Annotated in this window: 19 protein-coding genes and 1 pseudogene; 16 read left to right on the top strand and 4 right to left on the bottom strand. The window is 71.7% G+C overall.

Features of this window, described 5'->3' with window-relative positions; all coding sequences use genetic code 11:
• Positions 1-71 precede the first annotated feature (71 nt).
• From RI138_RS21645 to RI138_RS21630, 4 genes are all read left to right on the top strand, one after another.
• A complete protein-coding gene (locus RI138_RS21645) occupies positions 72-1202 on the top strand; it encodes a hypothetical protein (protein ID WP_311121249.1) in 1131 nt (376 codons plus the stop codon).
• Positions 1203-1282: 80 nt separating this feature from the next.
• Positions 1283-2503: a toxic anion resistance protein gene (locus tag RI138_RS21640; RefSeq protein ID WP_311121248.1), complete on the top strand. Its 1221-nt coding sequence runs from the start codon at positions 1283-1285 to the stop codon at positions 2501-2503.
• On the top strand, positions 2500-4143 hold the full coding sequence (locus RI138_RS21635; RefSeq protein WP_311121247.1) for a vWA domain-containing protein: 1644 nt from the start codon (positions 2500-2502) through the stop codon (positions 4141-4143). Before RI138_RS21640 ends, RI138_RS21635 begins: the two co-directional genes overlap by 4 nt.
• Entirely contained in the window at positions 4130-4783 is a 654-nt protein-coding gene (locus RI138_RS21630; protein ID WP_311121246.1) for a hypothetical protein, read from the top strand. The genes RI138_RS21635 and RI138_RS21630 overlap by 14 nt, the downstream gene beginning before the upstream one ends.
• 160 nt (positions 4784-4943) lie before the next feature.
• Here RI138_RS21630 and RI138_RS21625 read toward each other — a convergent pair whose 3' ends face one another.
• Positions 4944-6779: a phosphoenolpyruvate carboxykinase (GTP) gene (locus RI138_RS21625; RefSeq protein ID WP_096632976.1), complete on the bottom strand. Its 1836-nt coding sequence runs from the start codon at positions 6777-6779 to the stop codon at positions 4944-4946.
• 223 nt (positions 6780-7002) lie between these two features.
• On the opposite strand from RI138_RS21625, the gene trhA reads away from it, so the two are divergent.
• Positions 7003-7701, top strand: coding sequence for a PAQR family membrane homeostasis protein TrhA (gene trhA / locus RI138_RS21620; protein WP_096632977.1), 699 nt, complete (start codon positions 7003-7005; stop codon positions 7699-7701).
• 71 nt (positions 7702-7772) lie between these two features.
• Here the strand turns inward: trhA and RI138_RS21615 are convergent, their stop codons facing one another.
• The gene (locus RI138_RS21615) at positions 7773-9791 is read right to left on the bottom strand and encodes a thioredoxin domain-containing protein (RefSeq protein WP_311121245.1); all 2019 of its coding nucleotides are present in this window, start codon (positions 9789-9791) and stop codon (positions 7773-7775) included.
• A 194-nt stretch (positions 9792-9985) separates the two neighbouring features.
• Between RI138_RS21615 and RI138_RS21610 the strand changes: the two genes are divergently transcribed.
• The 5 genes from RI138_RS21610 to RI138_RS21590 all read left to right on the top strand — a co-directional run bounded on the left by RI138_RS21610 (position 9986) and on the right by RI138_RS21590 (position 12085).
• Positions 9986-10540: a Uma2 family endonuclease gene (locus RI138_RS21610; protein ID WP_311121244.1), complete on the top strand. Its 555-nt coding sequence runs from the start codon at positions 9986-9988 to the stop codon at positions 10538-10540.
• Positions 10541-10542: 2 nt separating this feature from the next.
• On the top strand, positions 10543-11199 hold the full coding sequence (locus RI138_RS21605) for a restriction system modified-DNA reader domain-containing protein (protein WP_311121243.1): 657 nt from the start codon (positions 10543-10545) through the stop codon (positions 11197-11199).
• The gene (locus tag RI138_RS21600) at positions 11135-11296 is read left to right on the top strand and encodes a hypothetical protein (protein ID WP_311123079.1); all 162 of its coding nucleotides are present in this window, start codon (positions 11135-11137) and stop codon (positions 11294-11296) included. Before RI138_RS21605 ends, RI138_RS21600 begins: the two co-directional genes overlap by 65 nt.
• Before the next feature lie 112 nt (positions 11297-11408).
• Complete coding sequence (locus RI138_RS21595) at positions 11409-11681, top strand: hypothetical protein (protein ID WP_311121242.1); 273 nt, start codon at positions 11409-11411, stop codon at positions 11679-11681.
• Positions 11678-12085 carry a PIN domain-containing protein gene (locus tag RI138_RS21590; RefSeq protein WP_311121241.1) on the top strand — a complete coding sequence of 136 codons (408 nt, stop codon included), beginning with the start codon at positions 11678-11680 and terminating at the stop codon, positions 12083-12085. Before RI138_RS21595 ends, RI138_RS21590 begins: the two co-directional genes overlap by 4 nt.
• Positions 12086-12118: 33 nt before the next feature.
• Here RI138_RS21590 and RI138_RS21585 read toward each other — a convergent pair.
• Positions 12119-12273: pseudogene (locus RI138_RS21585) on the bottom strand (DUF255 domain-containing protein); the annotation flags it as partial.
• Between the two features lie 149 nt (positions 12274-12422).
• Positions 12423-12872, bottom strand: a complete 450-nt coding sequence (locus tag RI138_RS21580; RefSeq protein ID WP_311122966.1) for a Uma2 family endonuclease — start codon at positions 12870-12872, stop codon at positions 12423-12425.
• A gap of 343 nt (positions 12873-13215) precedes the next feature.
• Here RI138_RS21580 and RI138_RS21575 point away from each other — a divergent pair, with 343 nt between their 5' ends.
• The 6 genes from RI138_RS21575 to RI138_RS21550 are packed head-to-tail and all read left to right on the top strand — an operon-like array spanning position 13216 to position 19973.
• Positions 13216-14778: an ABC transporter substrate-binding protein gene (locus RI138_RS21575; protein WP_311121240.1), complete on the top strand. Its 1563-nt coding sequence runs from the start codon at positions 13216-13218 to the stop codon at positions 14776-14778.
• A gap of 2 nt (positions 14779-14780) precedes the next feature.
• A complete protein-coding gene (locus RI138_RS21570) occupies positions 14781-15728 on the top strand; it encodes an ABC transporter permease (protein WP_311121239.1) in 948 nt (315 codons plus the stop codon).
• Positions 15725-16543 carry an ABC transporter permease gene (locus RI138_RS21565; protein ID WP_311121238.1) on the top strand — a complete coding sequence of 273 codons (819 nt, stop codon included), beginning with the start codon at positions 15725-15727 and terminating at the stop codon, positions 16541-16543. The genes RI138_RS21570 and RI138_RS21565 overlap by 4 nt, the downstream gene beginning before the upstream one ends.
• A complete protein-coding gene (locus RI138_RS21560; RefSeq protein WP_311121237.1) occupies positions 16540-18114 on the top strand; it encodes an ABC transporter ATP-binding protein in 1575 nt (524 codons plus the stop codon). The genes RI138_RS21565 and RI138_RS21560 overlap by 4 nt, the downstream gene beginning before the upstream one ends.
• 40 nt (positions 18115-18154) lie before the next feature.
• The gene (locus tag RI138_RS21555; RefSeq protein ID WP_311121236.1) at positions 18155-18922 is read left to right on the top strand and encodes a class I SAM-dependent methyltransferase; all 768 of its coding nucleotides are present in this window, start codon (positions 18155-18157) and stop codon (positions 18920-18922) included.
• A 16-nt stretch (positions 18923-18938) separates the two neighbouring features.
• The gene (locus RI138_RS21550; protein WP_096623676.1) at positions 18939-19973 is read left to right on the top strand and encodes a pyridoxal-phosphate dependent enzyme; all 1035 of its coding nucleotides are present in this window, start codon (positions 18939-18941) and stop codon (positions 19971-19973) included.
• The last annotated feature ends 51 nt before the right edge of the window (positions 19974-20024 follow it).

Raw genomic sequence — 20024 nt, 5'->3', positions numbered from 1 at the left:
GACCCCCGATCCCGGCCGTTGCGTACTGGGATGCCCCCTTCATCTGCCGTACACCCGGCACAGCCCGGAATGTGGGTTTCCGCGAGCACGCTGCGCGGGTGAGACGCATCGTGGGAATCGTTCTGGCGGTCCTGTTGACGGTCGGCGTGGCAGCCGCCGTCGCAGCGGGCCGAAACAACGGGGACAGCGGCACGGCGACGACGACCGTGCGAGGAGTGATCGGGTCGGAGAAGGCCGAGTTCTTCGCCGACCCCGACACCGTGAAGGCCCTCGCGGCCAAGGGATACACCGTCCGGGCCGAGACCTCCGGGTCCTGGGCCATGGACCGGCTCCCCCTCAAGGGGTACGACTTCGCCTTCCCCGGCTCCAAGGCCCCGGCCGATGAGCTGCTCCGCGGATCCGGGAACCGGGGCGGCCCGCTGCGGCCGTTCTACTCACCGCTCGTCGTCGTCGCCCACCGCAACGCGGCCGAGGTCCTCGCGGACAACGGCCTGGCACGGCTGCGGGCCGACGGCGGCTCGAAGTTCACCACACGGGGCACGCTGCTCATGAGCCCCTATCTGGCGGCGGCCGAGGACGACCGGACCTGGCAGCAGCTCAAGGGGGCTGCCGGACATGCCGAGTTGAGCGGCACGGTGTTCATCACGAGCACCGACCCGGTGGCCTCCAACTCCGGCGCCCTCTACCTCGCCGCCGCCTCCTACGTCGCCGACGGCGGCCGGGTGGCGGCGGACGCCCGGGCCGTCGACCGTACGGCACCACTGATGCGCAAGCTCGTCCAGGTGCAGGGCGCCCAGCAGACCGGCAGCGACGCACCCTTCCGGGACTTCATCAGCGGGGTCGGCAACCCGCTCGCCCTGGTCTACGAGTCTCAAGTGGCCTCACTCCTGATGCACAGTCAGCCTCAGGAGGTCGGCGACCTCGTCGTCCTCTACCCGGACACCACGGTCTCCAGTGACCACACCCTCGTCCCGCTGACCGCCCAGGGGCGGGAGCTCGGCGAGCTGCTGGCCACCGACCCGGCACTGCGGAAGCTCGCGGTACGGCACGGCTTCCGGCCTCAGGGCGCGGCGGCCGAGTTCATCGCCGCCACCGCGGACCACACCGCGTACATCGACCAGCGGCTGACCGGCGTACGGCAGGCGCCCGTGCCCACCGCGGAGGTGCTGCGCCGGATGGCCCACCGGGCCCGCGGCCGATGAGCCGCCCGCCCGCACCTGGGCCCGCCCCCGTCAACCGATCCGGCCCCGCACCGGAACCCTCAGCCCAGGAGGCCCCTGCCATGCCCCAGGACGCCGGACCCCCGGACCCCCGACTGCCGTACGATCCGCCGACCACCCCGCTCGTGCTCACCCCGCCCGAGCCCGTCGCCGCCGTCCGGCCCGAGCAGGCCGCCGGGCTCGTCCCGGTCGACGAGGCGGTGCGCGAGGAGATGGTCCGGCGGGCCGAGGAGTACGTGGGCTCCCTCACCGGACTGGACAGCCGGTCACCGGAGTTCACCGCCCGGGTGGGCGAGATCGCGGCGCTCGGGCAGGGCGACATCCGGGGCGCCGCCCAGCAGTCCAACCGGATGCTCGACCGTACCGTGCGTTCGCTCGCCTCCGGCGAGGGCGACGCCCCCGCCCGCGTCGGCGCCTCGCTGGTGGAGCTGCGCCGCACGGTGGAGGACCTCGATCCGCGCGACGCACCCGGGCGCGGGCCCCGCCGGCTGCTGTCCCGGCTGCCCGGCGGGAACCGGCTGCGCGACCACGTGGCGAAGTACGCCTCCGCCCGCGGGACCCTCGACCGGATCGTCGGCTCCCTCCGCAGCGGCCAGGACGAACTGCGGCGCGACAACGCCGCGTTGCACACCGAGCGCACCCGGCTCTGGGACACCATGGGCAAGCTCCAGGAGTACGCGGTCCTCACCGAGGCCCTGGACGGCGTCGTGGAACGGCGCGTCGCGGAGGCCGAGGCGGCGGGCGAGCCGGTACGGGCCGACGCGCTGCGGGCCGACGTCCTCTTCCCCGTACGGCAGAAGCACCAGGACCTGCTGACCCAGATCGCGGTCTGCGCGCAGGGCTACCTGGCGATGGACGTCGTACGGCGCAACAACGACGAGCTGATCAAGGGCGTCGACCGGGCGGCCACCACGACCCTGTCCGCGCTGCGGATCGCCGTGATGCTCTCCTCCGCCCTGGAGAACCAGCGCCGGGTGACCGAGCAGGTGCGGGTGCTGCGCTCGACCACGGAGGAGCTGATCCGGGGCAACGCGGAGATGCTGGCCACGCAGAGCGGGGAGATCCAGCGCCTCGCGGCCGATCCGGCGGTCGGCGTCGAGACGCTGCGTACGGCGTTCGGGCAGATCTACTCGACGCTGGACGCCATCGACACGTACAGGGCGCGGGCGACCGGGGCGATGGCCGCCACCGTGGAGGCGCTCACCTCCGAACTCCAGGAGGCGGGGGCACGGTTGGACCGCAGCCGGACCACGGACGCGACGCTGGAAGGGGGCCGCTCGTGAGGCGCCTCCCGAAGCGCGTCCCACGGCCCGGGCGGGCCCCGCGCTCCCTCGCCCCGCTGCTGGCCGCCCTCCTGCTCGTCCCGCTCGCCGCCTGCACGGACGGCGGCGCGGGGAGCGGCCGGGGCGCCGACGGCGACGGGCGGCCGGGCACCGGGGGAACGGGCCCGGCCGCGGGCACGATCCGGGTGCTGGCGTCCAGCGAACTCAGCGATATGAAGCCCCTGTTGGAGGAGGCCCGCAAGGCGACCGGGATCACCGTGCGGCCCACCTGGACCGGCACGCTGGAGGCGGTCGAGCGGCTGGCGGCCGGCTCGGCGGACAGGGACTTCGACGCGGTGTGGCTGTCGTCCAACGACTATCTGCGGCTACGCCCGGAGGCCGCCCGGGCGGTCGCCTCCGAGACCCCGCTGATGACCTCCCCGGTGGCCCTCGGGGTGCGGCCCGCGGCGGTGCGACGGCTCGGCTGGGACCCGGAGCGGGTCAGCTGGGCGCAGGTCCACCGGGCGGCCGCCGCCGGGGACCTGACGTACGGGATGACCGACCCCAAGCGTTCCAACTCCGGTTTCTCCGCACTGATATCGGTGACGTCCGCGCTCTCCGGCGCACAGGCGGCGCTCACCGACGCCGATGTCCGGCGCGCGGGGCCGAAGCTGAAGGAGTTCTTCGCGGGGCAGCGCCTCACCTCCGGCTCCTCGGGGTGGCTGGCCTCCGCGTACGCCCGGCGCTCCACCGTGGACGCGCTGATCAACTACGAGTCGGTGCTGCTCTCGCTGAACCGGGACAGCGGCGCCGGGCTGACGGTGATCCGCCCCCGGGACGGCGTGGTGACCGCCGACTATCCGCTCAGCACGCTCAGCGGGGCCGCGCCCGCCGCGCGGGACGCCGTACGGACCCTGACCGAGCACCTCAGATCCACCCCCGTACAGCGGGAGATCACCGAGCGGACGCTGCGTCGCCCGGTCGTCGCCGCCGCCCGCCCCGCCGACCCGCTCTCGCACGAGCAGCGCCGCGAGCTGCCCTTCCCCGGTTCGCGGTCGGTCGCGGACGGGCTGCTGTCGGCGTACGAGCACCGGCTGCGGCGCCCCTCCCGGACCGTGTACGTCCTGGACACCTCCGGGTCGATGAAGGGCGAGCGGCTGGCCCGGCTCAAGTCCGCGCTGACCGGGCTGACCGGGGATTTCCGTCAGCGGGAGGAGGTCACGCTGCTGCCGTTCGGCTCCACGGTCAAGCGGGTCCGCACGCACACCGTGGACCCGGCAGACCCGAAGGCGGGCCCGGCGGCGATCCGGGCGGACACCGCCGCGCTGACCGCCGAGGGGAACACGGCGATCTATTCGTCGCTGGCCGCCGCCTACGACCACCTGGGCCCGGACACCGAGTCCGCGTTCACCTCGATCGTGCTGATGACGGACGGCGAGAACACGGCGGGCCGGTCGGCGGCCGACTTCACCGCGTTCTACCGGGCCCTGCCCGAGGCCCGGCAGGCCAGCCCCGTCTTCCCGGTGGTGTTCGGCGACTCCGACCGCTCCGAGCTGGACGCGATCGCCGCACTGACCGGCGGACGGCTGTTCGACGGGACGAAGGAGCGGGGTCCGGGGTCTCTGGACGGGGCGTTCGAGGAGATCCGTGGCTACCAGTAGAACGACAGCGGCGGGCCGGGCCCTCGCGTATCTGGAATCGACCCGGAACCTCACCGGCAGCGCCGCCGCCCTCGTCGGGCTGGCCCTCACCTTCACCGGGGTCGCGGGCCCCTACTGGCCGGTCGTGGTCGGCGGGCTGTACGGGGCGGGCGCGCTGCTCGCCCCGCCGTCCCGGCCGCCCGCCCCGGAGTTCGAGGAGCCGTCGTCCCGGCTGGACGAGCTGCGGGCCGACCTCGCGACCCTGCGGGCCTATCTGGACCGGGTGGACCTGCCGCCCGCCGCACGGGACCGGCTGGCCGGGCTGACCGGCCTGCTGGACGGGCTGCTGGCCCCCGGCTGGGTCTCCGACGCGCTGGCGGAGGACCCGGAGGGCGTGCACGTACTGGCGCGGGCGGTGCGCCGGGACGTACCGGAGTCGGTGGACGCGTTCGTACGGACCCGGTGGTGGACGCGGCTCACGCCGGGCGCGCGGGCTCCCGAGGAGGAGCTGGAGCGGCAGGTGGCGCTGCTGCACGCGGAGGCGCAGGCGCTGGTGGACGGGCTGCGTGAGACGGAGGAGCTGCGCCAGCGGTCCCACACGAAGTATCTGGAGGACCGGGGCGGGGGCGTTCCGCCGGTCGGGCGGCCCCCGGAACCGTGAGGGGGTTCCGGGGGCCGGGAGGGTGTCCTCGGTCGGGGACAACGCCTCCGGGGGCTGTCGGCGACGACAGGCCCCGATACCGCGGCGGGCCGAGTCGGCCCCACAGGTCAGGGCGGATGTCCGATGGACCCGGCCGCGGGGTTCTGGAGGAGTACCGGGATCAGCCCAGGCGCTCGACGAGCGCGTGGTACTCGTCCCACAGCTCCTTGGGCGTGTGGTCGCCGAAGGTGTTGAGGTGCTCGGGCACCAGGGCGGCCTCCTCGCGCCAGACCTTCTTGTCGACCGTGAGCAGGAAGTCGAGGTCCGCCTCGGAGAGGTCCAGGCCCTCGGTGTCCAGCGCGCCCTTGGCGGGCAGGATGCCGATCGGGGTCTCGACACCCTCGGCCTTGCCGTCCAGGCGCTGCACGATCCACTTGAGCACGCGGCTGTTCTCGCCGAAGCCGGGCCAGACGAACTTGCCCGCCTCGTTCTTGCGGAACCAGTTCACGTAGTAGATCTTCGGCAGCTTCGACTGGTCCGGCTTGTCGGCGCCGACCTTCACCCAGTGGTTCATGTAGTCGCCCATGTTGTAGCCGCAGAACGGCAGCATGGCGAACGGGTCGCGGCGCAGCTCGCCGACCTTGCCCTCGGCGGCGGCGGTCTTCTCGGAGGCGACGTTGGCGCCGAGGAAGACGCCGTGCTGCCAGTCGAAGGACTCGGTGACCAGCGGTACGGCGGAGGCCCGGCGGCCGCCGAAGAGGATCGCGGAGATCGGCACGCCCTTGGGGTCCTCCCACTCGGGCGCGATGATCGGGCACTGTCCGGCGGGGACGGTGAAGCGGGCGTTGGGGTGGGCGGCGGGCGTGCCGGACTGGGGGGTCCAGTCGTTGCCCTTCCAGTCCGTGAGGTGCGCGGGCGCCTCCTCGGTCATGCCCTCCCACCACACGTCGCCGTCGTCGGTGAGCGCGACGTTGGTGAAGACGGAGTTGCCCCACATGGTCTTCATGGCGTTGGCGTTGGTGTGCTCGCCGGTACCGGGCGCGACGCCGAAGAAGCCTGCCTCGGGGTTGATCGCGTAGAGGCGGCCGTCCTCGCCGAACCGCATCCAGGCGATGTCGTCGCCGATGGTCTCCACGGTCCAGCCGGGGATGGTCGGCTCCAGCATGGCGAGGTTGGTCTTGCCGCAGGCGGACGGGAAGGCGGCCGCGATGTACTTGGGTGCCTCGGCCTCACCGCTCGGCGGCGTGAGCTTCAGGATGAGCATGTGCTCGGCGAGCCAGCCCTCGTCGCGGGCCATGACGGACGCGATGCGCAGCGCGTAGCACTTCTTGCCGAGCAGGGCGTTGCCGCCGTAGCCGGAGCCGTACGACCAGATCTCGCGGTCCTCGGGGAAGTGCGAGATGTACTTGGTCGAGTTGCAGGGCCAGGGGACGTCCTCCTCGCCCACGGCCAGGGGGGCGCCGAGCGTGTGGACGGCCTTGACGAAGAAGCCGTCGGTGCCGAGCTCGTCCAGGACGGCCTGGCCCATGCGGGTCATGGTGCGCATGGAGACGGCGACGTACGCGGAGTCGGTGATCTCGACGCCGATCGCGGAGAGCGGAGAGCCGACGGGCCCCATGCAGAAGGGCACGACGTACATGGTGCGCCCGCGCATGGACCCGCGGAAGACACCGTCCCGGCCGGTGAAGATCTCCCGCATCTCGGCGGGGTCCTTCCAGTGGTTGGTCGGCCCCGCGTCCTTCTCCTCCTTGGAGCAGATGAACGTACGGTCCTCGACGCGGGCGACGTCGGTGGGGTCGGAGGCGGCGTAGTACGAGTTCGGCCGCTTGGCCTCGTCCAGCTTGGTGAACGTGCCCTTGGCGACGAGCTCCCCGCACAGGCGCTCGTACTCGGCCTCGGAGCCGTCGCACCAGACCACCCGGTCCGGCTGGGTGATGGCTGCGATCTCGTCGACCCAGGAGACCAGCTCCTGGTGGTGGGTGGGGACAGTGAGGGGAGCCGCGATGTCGCGCGCCACGATCGCTCCTAGATGAGGGTGTCAGTTGGGTTGAGGCCCCGTGGGGGCTGCGACCCGGATGCTTCGTACCCTTCGAATTCCCCTGGCGCTCATCCGGTGCCGACTGCACTCATTTGATCATCCGACCGTTCCGCCCATATGTCCAGGGGGCCTCACACGTGAGCATCACCACTCACCAGATCCCCATATCCGTTACCTACGGTTGCGTAGGTAGCATGCCGACATGACTGACGCCGCCGCTAGCGCCGCGACCCCGGGCCCCGCCGCACTCGACCCCGCCGCCGCCCCCGTCAAGCCAAGAATGCGCGGCTGGCTGCACGCGGGAATGTTCCCCGCGGTGCTGATCTCCGGAATCACCCTGATCGCCCTGACCGACAGCACGACGGGCCGGATCGCCTGCACGGTCTACGTCCTCAGCGCGTGTCTGCTGTTCGGGGTCAGCGCGGTCTACCACCGCGGCACCTGGGGACCGCGCGGCGAGGCGGTGCTGCGCCGTCTGGACCACGCGAACATCTTCCTGATCATCGCGGGCACCTACACCCCGCTGACCCTGCTCCTGCTCCCCGGGTCGACCGCCCGGCCCCTGCTGTGGGCGGTCTGGGTGGCCGCGGCGGCGGGCATCGCCTTCCGGGTCCTCTGGGTCGGCGCGCCGCGCTGGCTCTACACCCCGTGCTACATCGCGATGGGCTGGGCGGCGGTCTTCTTCCTGCCCGACTTCATGCGGACGGGCGGCATCGCGGTGCTGGTCCTCGTCATCGTCGGCGGGCTGCTCTACAGCGCGGGCGGCGTGATCTACGGGATCAAGAAGCCGAACCCGTCGCCGCGCTGGTTCGGCTTCCACGAGGTGTTCCACTCGCTGACGCTGGCGGCGTTCGTCACGCACTACGTGGGCATCTCGCTGGTGGCGTACCAGCACGGATAGGCACGGCGACTACGGACGAGGGGCCGGTCGCACGCGGCGACCGGCCCCTCACCGCTGTCTGCGGGCGGCCCTCACCCGCCCAGCTTCGCCGCCAGCTCCCCCGCGTCCGTCGTCGGCGCGTCGCACACGAAGTGCCGGCAGACGTACGCGGCCGGCTTCCCGTCCACCAGCGGCCGGTCCACGAGCAGGGGGAACTCGGCCCCCGCTCCCGGCCCCTCCCCCGCCGCCACGACCGCACCCGGGGCCCGGCCCAGCAGCGCCGTACGGTGCAGCTCACCGCCGACCGGCCCGGCGACGGCCACCTCGCGAGGCCCGTCGAGCAGCGCTTCGGCGACCGCGAGGCCCCAGCCGATGAAGCGGGGCGCACGCGGGCCGAGCGCCTTCACCACCCCGAGCGCGCCCTCGGCGGCGGTGCGGTGGGCATCGGACCCGGTGTACGCGGCGTAGCCGAGGAGCGCCCCCGCTGCCGCCGTCCACCCGGCCGGGGTGGCGCTGTCGGTGGGGTCCTGGGGCCGGCGGATGAGCCGCTCGGCATCGTGGGCGGTGTCGTAGAGCTGCCCGCCCTCGCCGGTGAACTGCTCCAGCACGATGTCCAGCAGGAACCCGGCGAACTCCAGCCAGACGCCCTCGCCCGTCACCGCCGCCAGCGCGAGGAAGCCCTCGGCCACATCGCCGTAGTCCTCCAGCACCCCGGCATTGTCGCCCGCGCGCCCGTCCTTGGAGGTACGCGTCAGCCGGGCCACCTCGCCGAGGTGGACCCGGACCAGCAGATCGGCGGCCTCGGTGGCCCGCTCGACGAGGTCGGGCCGGTCGAAGTACGCCCCGGTCTCGGCGAGCGCGGCGATGGCGAGCCCGTTCCAGGCGGCGACCACCTTGTCGTCCCGCCCCGGGCGCGGGCGCTGCTCACGGGCGGCCAGCAGCCGGGCCCGTACGTCCGCGACCCGAACGGCGTCCACGGGCCCCGAGTCCTCCGGCAGCCGCAGGACGGAGGCCCCCTCCTCGAAGGTCCCCTTCTCCGTCACCCCGAAGCAGGCGGCGGCGAAGGCGGCATCCTCCTCGCCGAGCACCTCGCGCAACTGGTCCGGCGTCCACACGTAGAACGCGCCCTCGACGTGCCTGCCATCCGCGCCCTCGCTGTCGGCGTCGAGCGCGGAGGCGAAGCCCCCTTCGGCCGTCCGCAGCTCCCGCACCATGAAGTCGGCGGTCTCCAGGGCGATCCGCCGGGCCTCGTCCGACCCGGTGGTGCGCCAGAGATGGGCGTACACGCGGCAGAGCAGCGCGTTGTCGTACAGCATCTTCTCGAAGTGCGGAATGACCCATTCCCGGTCCACGGAGTACCGTGCGAAGCCCCCGCCGAGCTGGTCGTAGATCCCGCCCCGGGCCATCGCCGAGCAGGTGTCGGCGGCCATCTGGAGGGCCCCCTCGGCCCCGGTACGGGCGTAGTGCCGCAGCAGGAACTCGACGGCCATGGACGGCGGGAACTTGGGCGCACCCCCGAACCCGCCGTGCTGCTCGTCGTACTCCCGGGTCAGCCCGAGCAACGCCTGCGCGGTCTCCTGCTCCCCGGGCACCCCGTCCCCGCCGCGCACCAGCGACCGCCCCGCCAGATCGGCGACGATCCGCCCGGCGACCTCGGCAACCTCCTCACGCCGGTCGCTCCACGCGGCCACCACGCCTTCGAGGACCTGCTGGAAGGAGGGCGACCCGTGCCGGGGCTCGGGCGGGAAGTAGGTCCCGAAGTAGAAGGGTTCGGCGTCGGGCGTGAGGAAAACGGTCATCGGCCACCCACCGTGCCCGGTGGCCGCCTGAACGGCTTCCATGTAGACGGCGTCGACGTCGGGGCGCTCCTCGCGGTCGACCTTGACCGGGACGAAGTGCGCGTTGAGGTAGGCGGCCACGGTGTCGTCCTCGAACGATTCGTGGGCCATGACGTGGCACCAGTGACACGCAGAGTAACCGACCGACAACAGCACGGGTACATCGCGCCGTTTCGCTTCCTCGAACGCCTCGGGTCCCCACGGCCACCAGTCGACCGGGTTATCAGCGTGCTGAAGCAGATAAGGCGAGGTCACACCAGCCAACCGGTTCATACGACCCAGCCTCTCACAGCGCCTGCCGCGACCGGTGAATCGCTGACGAGCCCGCCTCGCTCGGCCGAATTGCACTTGTGCGCCATCACGTGGTGGCGACTCTCCCCCCTCCGGGTCGGGCGGCCCGGCACCTCGGAACAGTAGGCTGGGCGCAGTGGCGCTGGACCTGCCGCGGCTCCTCGAAGGAGGTACAGATGGTGGCGCCCGCGTGGATGCATGTGCAGATCAGCGCGGAGCAGTACGACTCCTGGTCCGAGGAGCAGTGCGCCGGCATCGAGATCGTGGACGGGATGGTCGTCGTGAGCCCGAGCGCCTCGAAGCGGTACAACCGGCTGGCACGGATCCTGGCCAACGCCCTGGACGCCGCTGCGGGCCCGGACTGGAACGCCGACACGGATTTCGACGTCCGCCTGCAGGACGTGCCGCTCACCAACCGCCGTCCGGACGTCACCGTGTACCGGGCGGAGACCATCGACCTCACGCCCACCCGCCCCGAGCACGTGCTCCTGGTCGTCGAGGTCGTGTCCCCGGGGTCGGAGACCACCGACCGGATCGTGAAGGTGGACCAGTACGCCAAGGCCGGCATCCCCTTCTACTGGCGCATCGAGCAGTCCGCCACCGGCGTTCCGATTGTCTACACCTACGTCCTCGACCCAGCCAACAGGGCCTACCGGGACGGCGAGGTGTTCACCGGCACGGTGAAGGCCACCGCGCCATTCCCTGTCACGGTCGACCTTGGGGTCATGTAAGAGTGGAGAAGCCTCCCCGGTTTCGACGTCTGACCGGTAGCAACCGGACCATCGTTCCCGGGACGCAGCTCACCTTCCGGCGTAAGCAGTCCGGAGAGGCACACCTCGCGAAGGTGACCGGGGACAGCAGGATCGAGCTGAGCGACGGCCAGCGGTTCAAGTCCCCCTCCGCGGCAGCCGCTGCGGCCACGGGTCGGGGCCCTTACGACGGATGGACCGCCTGGGCACTTGACGACGGCACCCTGCTGGACGTCCTGAGACAGAGCCTCCTGGACACGGTGGCGGAGCAGCCCTCGTCCGGCGGCTCGGCAGCAGACGTCTCCGCCGCGCGGCACGCCCGGTTGAAAGACGCCCGGAGGCAAGCGGATGCAGATACTCCGATCACCTTCACCGTCCGGGATCTGCTGGGCTGGTGGGGGGCTTCCCGACGCGGCTACCTGATCAGCGAGCAGACAGCCAGTGAGCTGACCAACCACGGCCTGTCCACCGTTCCGGACTTCGCAGCCGTAGGCATCGACGACCGGGTCACCTTGACCGGGCCGTCATTGGATACCGAGAACATGGACGAGGAAACGGCCGAACCGGAGGCGGCTGTTGGGGTGGCCGCTGGACCGCAAGTCCTTCGTGGCCCGCCTCGACGAGCTGCGCGAGGTCCGTAACGAGTTGATGCACTTCAACGACAAGGACAAGGCCGGCGATGACGCGATACCGAAGCTCCGCAACATGATCGAGCTGCTGCGCCGATACGGAACCTGAGGCGAGGCGCGCGGGCGCCCTCGGTCCGCCGCGCGCCTCCGCCCTCACCTCCTCGTCAGCGCCGATACCTCAAGACTTCCCGTTGTAATAGATGTCGTCTTACACTTCAGGTGTGAAGCAGACTCGAGCCGGGACCACTGAGAACATCTCCGTGTCCATGCCCGCCGAGCTGGTCAGCGAGCTCCGCTCCCGAACCGGCCGCCGCGGGCTGTCCAACTACGTCACCGAAGCCGTCAGGCACCAGCTCGCCATGGACGGACTCGCCGAGATTGTGGCGTCCCACGAGGAGGAGCACGGCGCGCTCACGGAGCATGAGATCGAAGCCGCTCGTCGCGAGCTGTTCGGAGACGTGAACGCCGAGGGTGTCGAGCGGGGCGCCGCATGAAGGAGCAGCCAGCCCGCTCGCTGGTGCTCGACTCCGAGGCGCTCTCCCTGCTCCTGCGCAACGACCGCGGTATGGCGGCTCGCATCGAGGCATCCCGGCAGGCTGGGGTTCCCGTCCTCGTGTCCGCGCTGACCATTGTTGAAGCCGTACACGGGAAGACCGATCTGGCGCGCTTGAAGTGGGTGCTCTCCCGACTGCGAGTGGAACCGGTCAGCCAGGAGGACTCCCTGACTGCCGTGGAGCTGCTTCAGGACGCAGGCGGGCTACACGGGCACAAGTACGCGATCGATGCCCTCGTCGCCGCGCTCGCGCTCCGCGCCCCGACCCCCGTGATCGTTTTGACCTCCGACCGTGACGACTGGTCGAAGCTCTGCGGGAAGCACGTGATCATCAGAGACGTGTAAACACCGTCGACTACTGGGTCTGTGAGTTCACTGGCACCAGCGGCACGAGGAGTAACCGACCGACAGCATTACGGGTACACCGCGCCGCTTCGCCTCCGCGAACGCCTCCTCCCCCCCGGCCACCAGTCAACCGGGCTGGAGGCGCGCTGGAGCAGGCAGGGCGACTGAGAGCCAGCCAGTCGATTCATACCGGCATCGCCGCATGGGTGGGCCGTTCAGCCCACTTTGCGAGGCTGCGGCCCGGGAGTAGATCGCTGCACGCAGCACGCGTGCCGGCCGGGGCCGTCGACACCGGCACCGCGCCGCGGCACCGCGTGAAGGCCGGAAAGAGACGGCCTCAGCGGATCTTCTTGAAATCGGTGCGCACCGTCACCGCGACCCCCGCGAGGGAAAACCCGATCTCCTCACCGAACCGGTAGGGCACCGCCGAGGTGTACTCGTCGCCCTTCGGTGCCTGGTAGAGCACACACTCCCCGGTCAGCACGTCGACGATCAGATACGTCGGGATCCCGCGCGCCGCGTACTGGTTGAGCTTGCGCCCGTAACCCTGCCCGACCGTCGAGTGGGACACGCTCTCGGCTACGAAGTGAACATGCCCCTGGTCGACGAAGGCATCACCCGGACCGAGCGCACCCTCGTCTGCCACCAGTACATCAGGCTCGGGCGCGTAACCGTCCCTCTCCGGGAGTACACCCTTGTCCCGCGTGACGCGCAGACAGGACTCCCCTCCCAGTTGCTCCGCCAGCTGCAACCGGACCGAATCATCCGCCTCGCTGTGCGCCTCCATCACAGCGACACGTACAGGCGCCCCTGGTCGAACAGCAGCTTGACGGCCTTGGGCAACTTCATCGAGCTGCGCACCTGGCGCAGCCACTGCGCATACTCCGGATACATCGCGGTCATCGCGCCCCCTGCCCATCCCGAGATACCGCCATCGTATGAGCCGAGCCCCTGAACCCAGCGGATGTTGACAGAGCACTCCCCCACCCGCGCCCGATCACTGACGTGAGGCCCCACGATACGACGTTGACAATCATTTTCATTTACAGGATGCTGGCGAAGCCCCGCACCCGCCGCCCCGTCCTGCGGCCGGAACCCGGGGCCCACGCCACGTGATTCCTGGGAGCAGCATGTCGACATTCCGTAACCGCCGAGAATTCCTCGCCCTGGCCGGCGCGGCCGGTACAGCCGGGGCCCTGGCCCTCACCGGCTGCGGGGCCGGCTCCGGCTCCGGTGGCGGCTCGGTGGACGGCAAGGCGGAGCCCAGGCGCGGCGGGCAGCTCCGGGCACTGGTCACCGGAGGCGGTGAACAGGAGACGATCGACCCGCACGCCGAGGCCCTGGCCATCGACATGGCGCGCACGAAGGCGCTGTTCGACCGGCTCGTGGAGCTGGACGGGAACATGGCGCCGGTGCCGAGGCTGGCCGAGAAGTGGGAGGCCGACGCCGACGCGACGGTGTGGCGCTTCACCCTGCGGGACGCCACGTTCCACGACGGGAAGAAGCTCACTCCCGAGGACGTCCTGTTCAGCTTCGGCCGCATCCTCGACCCCAAGGCGACCAACCACTTCGCGCAGGGCCTGCTGTCGGTCATCGACCTGAAGAAGAGCCGGGGTGTCGGCAGGAACACCGTCGAACTCCAGCTGGTCCGGCCGAACGCCGAACTGCCTTCCATGCTGGCCACGTTGGGCACGTCGATCGTCAGCACCCGTTACTCCGACCCCGCCGAGCCGGTCGGCACCGGCGCCTTCCGCCTGAAGTCCTTCGAGGCCGGCCGCTCCTTCGTCGCCGAGCGCTTCGACGACCACTGGGACGGCGGGGCCTACGTGGACGAGCTGCGGATTCTGTCCGCCGAGGCCGACGCGCGCGGCAACGCCCTGCGCGCCGGCGAGGCGGAGTACGGCTACGAGATGACGCCGACCTTCGCCCGTACCGCACAGGCCGACAAGTCGGTCCGGATCGTCGCCGCCAAGGGCAGTACCGCCCATGCCATCGTCATGAAGTGCGACCAGGAACCGTTCACCGACCCGGACGTGACGCTGGCCTTCAAGCTGCTCGCCGACCGGGAGAAGCTGGTCGAAGTCGTCCTGGCGGGCCAGGGCGTGGTCGGCAACGACATGTTCGGCAAGGGCTACCAGTACTACCCGCAGGACGTTCCGCAGCGGAAGCGCGATGTCGAGGAAGCCCGCGCGCTGCTGAAGAAGGCCGGCGTGCTCAACAAGCCGCTGTCCATCTACACCTCCTCCGTCGCCAGCGGTTTCGTGGAGGCGGCGACCCTCTTCGCCGAGCAGGCCGCCGACGCCGGACTGCGGGTGAAGGTCACGCGCGGTTCGTCGGAGACGTACTTCAGGGACCAGCTCACCAAGGGCGTGATGGGCAGCCACCGCTCGGGCGCCATGACCGTCCCCACCTACATCAACGACCGCCTGCTGACGAAGTCCGCCTTCAACGCCTCCGGCTGGCGCCGCAAGGACTTCGACGCGACCTTCGCCAAGGCCCGGTCCACGACGGACGAGGCCGAGCGAACAGAGCTGTACGGAAAGCTCCAGCGGACCGTCCACGACGAGGGCGGTCTGCTGGTCTGGGGTCACCCGGACTGGCTGAACGCCGTCTCCTCCCGGGTGCGGGGCGTCAAGGACGCCCCTCCCAACACCCTGGACTCCGCCCGCTTCGACAAGGTGTGGCTGGCCTGAGGATGCGCGGGTACGCCCTGCAACGACTCGCCGTCGGAGCCGTCCAGCTGGCCCTGCTCGCGGTGCTGGTGTTCGCGTTGACGTCGCTGCTGCCCGGTGACGCGGCCGATGTCCGCAACAACGAGGACGCCACGCCCGAGCGGGTGGCGGCGCTGCGCGAGCAGCTCGGGCTGGACCGGCCGGCCCTGGAACGCTTCACCGACTGGGCCCAGGGCCTGCTCACCGGCGACCTGGGCACCTCGCTGGTGAGCGGCGGCCCGGTGCTGGACGTCCTGGCCGACTCGGCCGGCCCCACGCTGGTGCTGGCCGCGGTGACCCTCGTTGTCGTCGTGCCGCTCGCGGTGCTGCTCGGCATCGCCTCCGGGCTGCGCGAGGGCGGGCGCCTCGACCGGGCGGTCACGTCCGTGACGCTCGCGCTCAACGCCGTACCGGACTTCCTGCTGGCGCTGCTGCTCGTGGCCGGCCTGTCGCTGAGGCTGGGCTGGCTGCCCGCCACCTGGGTCGGCGTGGGCGCGGCGGACCTCCTCGTCGAGCCCGCTCTGCTGGTCATGCCGGTCACGGTGGTGGCGGCCCGCATGGTCTGCCTGCTGTCGCGGCAGGTGCGGGCGGGCATGGTGACGGTCCTCAAGGCGGACTACGTCGTCCAGGCGCGGCGCCTCGGCGTGCCGCGCCGGACGCTGCTGCTGCGCCATGTCCTGCCCAACGCCGCTGTGCCCGGGGTCCAGGAGCTGGCCCGGGTGGGCGACAACCTGGTGGGCGGGGTGCTGGTCGTCGAGGCGGTGTTCGCGATCCCCGGTGTGGCGACCGCCCTCGTCCGTGCCGTGGAAGCCCGCGATGTGCCCACCGTGCAGGGCTTGGCCCTGGTGGTGGCGGTGGCGGCCCTGCTGTTCAGCCTGGTGGCGGATCTGGTCTGCCATCGACTCGTCCCGCGAACGGAGGTCCTTCGGTGAAGGCCACGGCCATGCCCATGGTGCCGGTCGGCGGGCTGCTGCTGGCGCTGCCGCTGGGTGCCGCCCTCTTCGGACCGCTCGTCGCCGATCCCGCCGTGCCGGGCGCGTATGCCCCGTACGCCCCGGGCGGGGGCGAAAGCCCGCTGGGGACGGACGGGTTGGGGCGTGACGTGCTGGCCCTGCTCCTGCACGGCGGGCGCAGCGCGCTCGGCATGGCGCTCGGCGCGGTCGCCGTCGCCTGCCTGGCCGGCGGACTCATCGGTCTGCTGGCCGCGACGGCCCGCCGCCGCTGGGCCGACGAGCTGCTGATCCGTCCCCTCGATGTGCTGCTGCCGCTGCCCACGCTGCTCGTGATCAGTGTGGTCGCGGTGGGCTGGCGTGGCTCGCCCGCCGCCATCACTCTCGCGATCGCGGCTGTCAACGTCCCGCCGGTGGCACGGCTGGTGCGGGCCGCGGCCCTGGACGCGGCGAGCAGTCCCGTGGCCGAGGCACTGCGGGTGCAGGGCGAGTCCCGGCTCCGTATCCAACTGGACTACGTGGCACGCTCGGTGCTCGCTCCGGTCGCCGCCGACATCGGCACCCGCATCACCCTCGCCGTGTTTCTCGTGGGCTCGGCCAACTTCCTCGGCCTGGGCCTTGACCCGACGGCTCCCGACTGGGCGGTGAGCATCTCTCGCAGCCGCGAGGGCCTGCTCCTCCAGCCGTGGGCCGTACTGGCGCCCGCCCTGATGCTCGTCATGTTCACCGTGGGGCTCAACCTGCTCGCCGATGGCCGGCTTGCCCGCTCCCGCCGTACGCAGGAGGCCGTCCGATGACCCCGATCGTCTCCGTGCGGTCACTGACCGCGCGCGCCGGGGACAGCGTGCTCCTCGACGCGGTCGACCTCGACCTGTACGAGGGCCGGGTCACCGCGCTCGTCGGCCCGTCCGGCAGCGGCAAGACAACGGCCGCGCTCGCCCTGCTCGGTGAGGCGGGCCCGGGGGTACGCCTGACCGGCGGGGTGACGGCCGACGGCGTGACCGTCGTGGCTGAGGACGGCATCACGAAGGCCGCCGCCGGGCTGCGCGGGCGGGTGGTCGCTTACATGCCCCAGCACCCGGGCGGCGCCCTGAACCCGGCCCGCCGCACCGGAGCCGTCCTCGCCGAGCTCGCCCGTCTGCACCACTCCGCCTCCACCGTTACGGCGGCCGTCGCCGAAGCGCTGGACGCGGCCCAGTTGCCGCCGGGACGGGACACCGAGCGGCGCTTCCCGCACCAGTTCTCGGGCGGGCAGCGCCAGCGTGTGGCACTCGCCCAGACGCTGGTGTGCCGCCCCCGGGTGCTCGTCCTCGACGAGCCGAGCACCGGCCTGGACACGGTGACCCGGATGAGGCTGGCCGGGGAGCTGGCGGAGCTCGCGCGCACCGGCCTGGCGATCCTGCTCCTCAGCCACGACCACGACCTCGTCCGGGCCCTGGCCGACCACGTGGTCGTCCTGCACCGGGGGCGGGTGACCGCGTCGGGGGGCCCCGCCGACGCCCTGCCCGCCCGGCGCGGGGTGGCCACCACGCGACACGCCCCCCGCGACGGCGACGGCGACGGCCCCCCGGTCCTCGACGTGAGGAACCTCTCCGCCCACCTCCACAGCCGCCGCCGGGGCCCCGTGCTGCACGGGGTCGGCCTCCAACTGCCCGCCGGGGCCTGCGTCGGCGTGGCCGGGCTGTCCGGCAGCGGCAAGACCACGCTGGCCCGCTGCGTCGCCGGACTCCACGAACGCCACCGCGGCGACGTGCTGCTGGACGGCGACCGGCTGCCGGTACTGCGCCGCCGCACCGCCGAGCAGAAGCGGCGGGTGCAGTACGTCTGGCAGGAAGTGCGCTCCTCCTTCGACGAACGGCGCCCGGTCGCCGAGCAGGTCGCCCGGACCGCCGTACGGCTGCGGGGACTCACACCCGACGAGGCCAGGCACACGGCCCTTCGGATGCTGGACCGTCTCGGGCTCGCCGCCGACACCGTCGCACGCCGACCGGGTCGCCTGTCGGGGGGCGAGCTGCAACGCGCCGCGCTCGCCCGCGCCGTACTCGCCGAACCCGACGTGCTCGTCTGCGACGAGATCACCACCGCCCTGGACGCCGACGCGACCGACGCCGTCCTCGCCGAGCTCGCCGCCCTGCGTGAACGGCACGGCACCGCGCTGCTCTGGGTCAGCCACGACCTGGAACTCCTCGCCGCCGTCGCCCACCGCATCGTCGTCATCGACAGCGGGCACGTCGTCGAGACCGGCACGCCGCAGCAGGTGCTGCGGGCCCCCCGGGCCGCCCTCACCCGGCAGCTCGTCCACGCCATGGATCTCGGCAGGGCACTCAAGGCCACCGATCAGGCCGCCCCGTCCGTCTCCGGCGCCTGAAGAACTCACGACCCACCACACCCCCGACCACGGAGGACACATGACCGACCTGACCGCAGCCGGCGACCCGGCTGCGCGGGGCGACGCCCGGGCACTGCTCGACGCGCTGCCCGACACGCTGCCGCGGGACGAGATCCTCGCCATCAACAGCTCCAAGTCCGACATCCACACGCACCGCACATACGCGTACAACGGCTGGACGTTCGACCTGCCGCCCGGCGTCTTCAAGCCAGGCGACACCAGCCGTATCGTCCACGACCGGCTGCTGGACGGCACCATCCCGCTCAAGGGCCGCGCCTACGCGGCCATCGGTGCCGGCCTCGGCGTCGAGGCCGTGATCGCCGGCACGGCCGGCGCCCGCGAGATCTACGCCGCCGACGTCCACCCGGACAGCGTCGCCACCGCCGCCGCCCACTACGAGCGCGTCGTCGGGGACCGCCCCGGCACCGCCTTCCGTCCGCTGGTCTCCAACCTCTTCGAGGAGTTCCCCTCCTCCGCCCGCCTCGACGTCATCACCTTCAACCCGCCCGCGGTGAGCGTGCGGACCAGCGACGACCCGACGGTGGTCCGCAACGTCTGCGTGGGCGCCGAGATCGTCGTCCGCTTCTTCGACCAGATCGTCGACCGGGACCTGCTCGCGCCCGACGGCGAGATCTACCTGGTCGTGGCCAACACCTCGGAGCTCAAGCGCATCGTCGCGTACGCCGTCGACGCCGGGTTCCAGCCGGAGGTCCTGCACCGCCAGACCTGGGAGGGCGACAACTGCCAGGCGTACTTCTTCAAGCTGAACCGTCGGCCTGCCGCCTGACCAGGAGGAGAGAGACATGCATGAGCACATAGCGGAGGCCGTCAAGGAGCCCGACGTGGTGGCCGTCCCTCCGGGAGCGGTCTGTCTGCGCTTCGAGACCATGAAGCTCTACTCGGCGCTCGGCGCCGTACGCCACCTGCTGGAGACCGGGCAGGTCGAGCCCGGTGACACGCTCGTCGACAGCTCCAGCGGCATCTACGCCCACGCACTGGCCCTCGCCTGCCACCGCTACGGCCTGAACTGCCACGTCGTCGGGTCGACGACGGTGGACCGTACACTCCGCGTCCAGCTGGAGATCCTGGGCGCCACGCTCGAACAGGTCCGGCCGTCCAAGAACCTGCGCCTGGACCAGAACCTGCGCGTGGAGCGCATCGGCGAACTGCTGCGCGAGAACCCCGGCTACCACTGGATGCGGCAGTACCACGACTCGATCCACTACCTCGGCTACCGCGACGTCGCCGACCTGATCGGCAAGGAGGTCCCGGACGGACCTCTGTCCATCGTCGGAGGGGTCGGCACCGGAGCGTCCACCGGCGCCATCGCCACGTATCTGCGCGAGGCGGGCCGGGAGGTCACCCTCGTCGGCGTGCAGCCCTTCGGCAGCGTCACCTTCGGTGCCGAGCACGTCTTGGACCCCGACATGATCATCGCGGGGATCGGCAGTTCCATCCCCTTCCGGAACGTCCGGCACGACCTGTACGACCGTATCCACTGGGTCAACTTCGACTACGCCATGTCCGGTGCCGTCGAACTCCTGCGCGCCAGCGGTATCTTCGCCGGACTGTCCGCCGGCGCCGCCTACCTGGCCACGCTCTGGGAGCGCGAGCGCGACGACTCCCGGACGTACGTCTTCCTCGCCGCCGACACCGGGCACCGCTACGTCGACAGCGCCTACGCCAACCACCCCAAGGCCATCGGTCTGGGCTCCATGCGGCCCCACGAGGTCATGACGCGGGACGGGCTGCGGCACCCCTGGTCCGCGATGGACTGGCCGCCGAACGACAGCGCGCTGGTGCGCGGCGAACCGCTGCTGGTACCCGGCGCGGTCTAGCCGCCCTCCTCCCCTTGGTCACAGCCCTCCCTGCGAATCCATCACCCCCCG

The organism is Streptomyces durocortorensis (assembly GCF_031760065.1).
In the GTDB taxonomy this organism is placed as follows: domain Bacteria; phylum Actinomycetota; class Actinomycetes; order Streptomycetales; family Streptomycetaceae; genus Streptomyces.
This window is presented reverse-complemented; position numbering and strand designations above follow the sequence as displayed.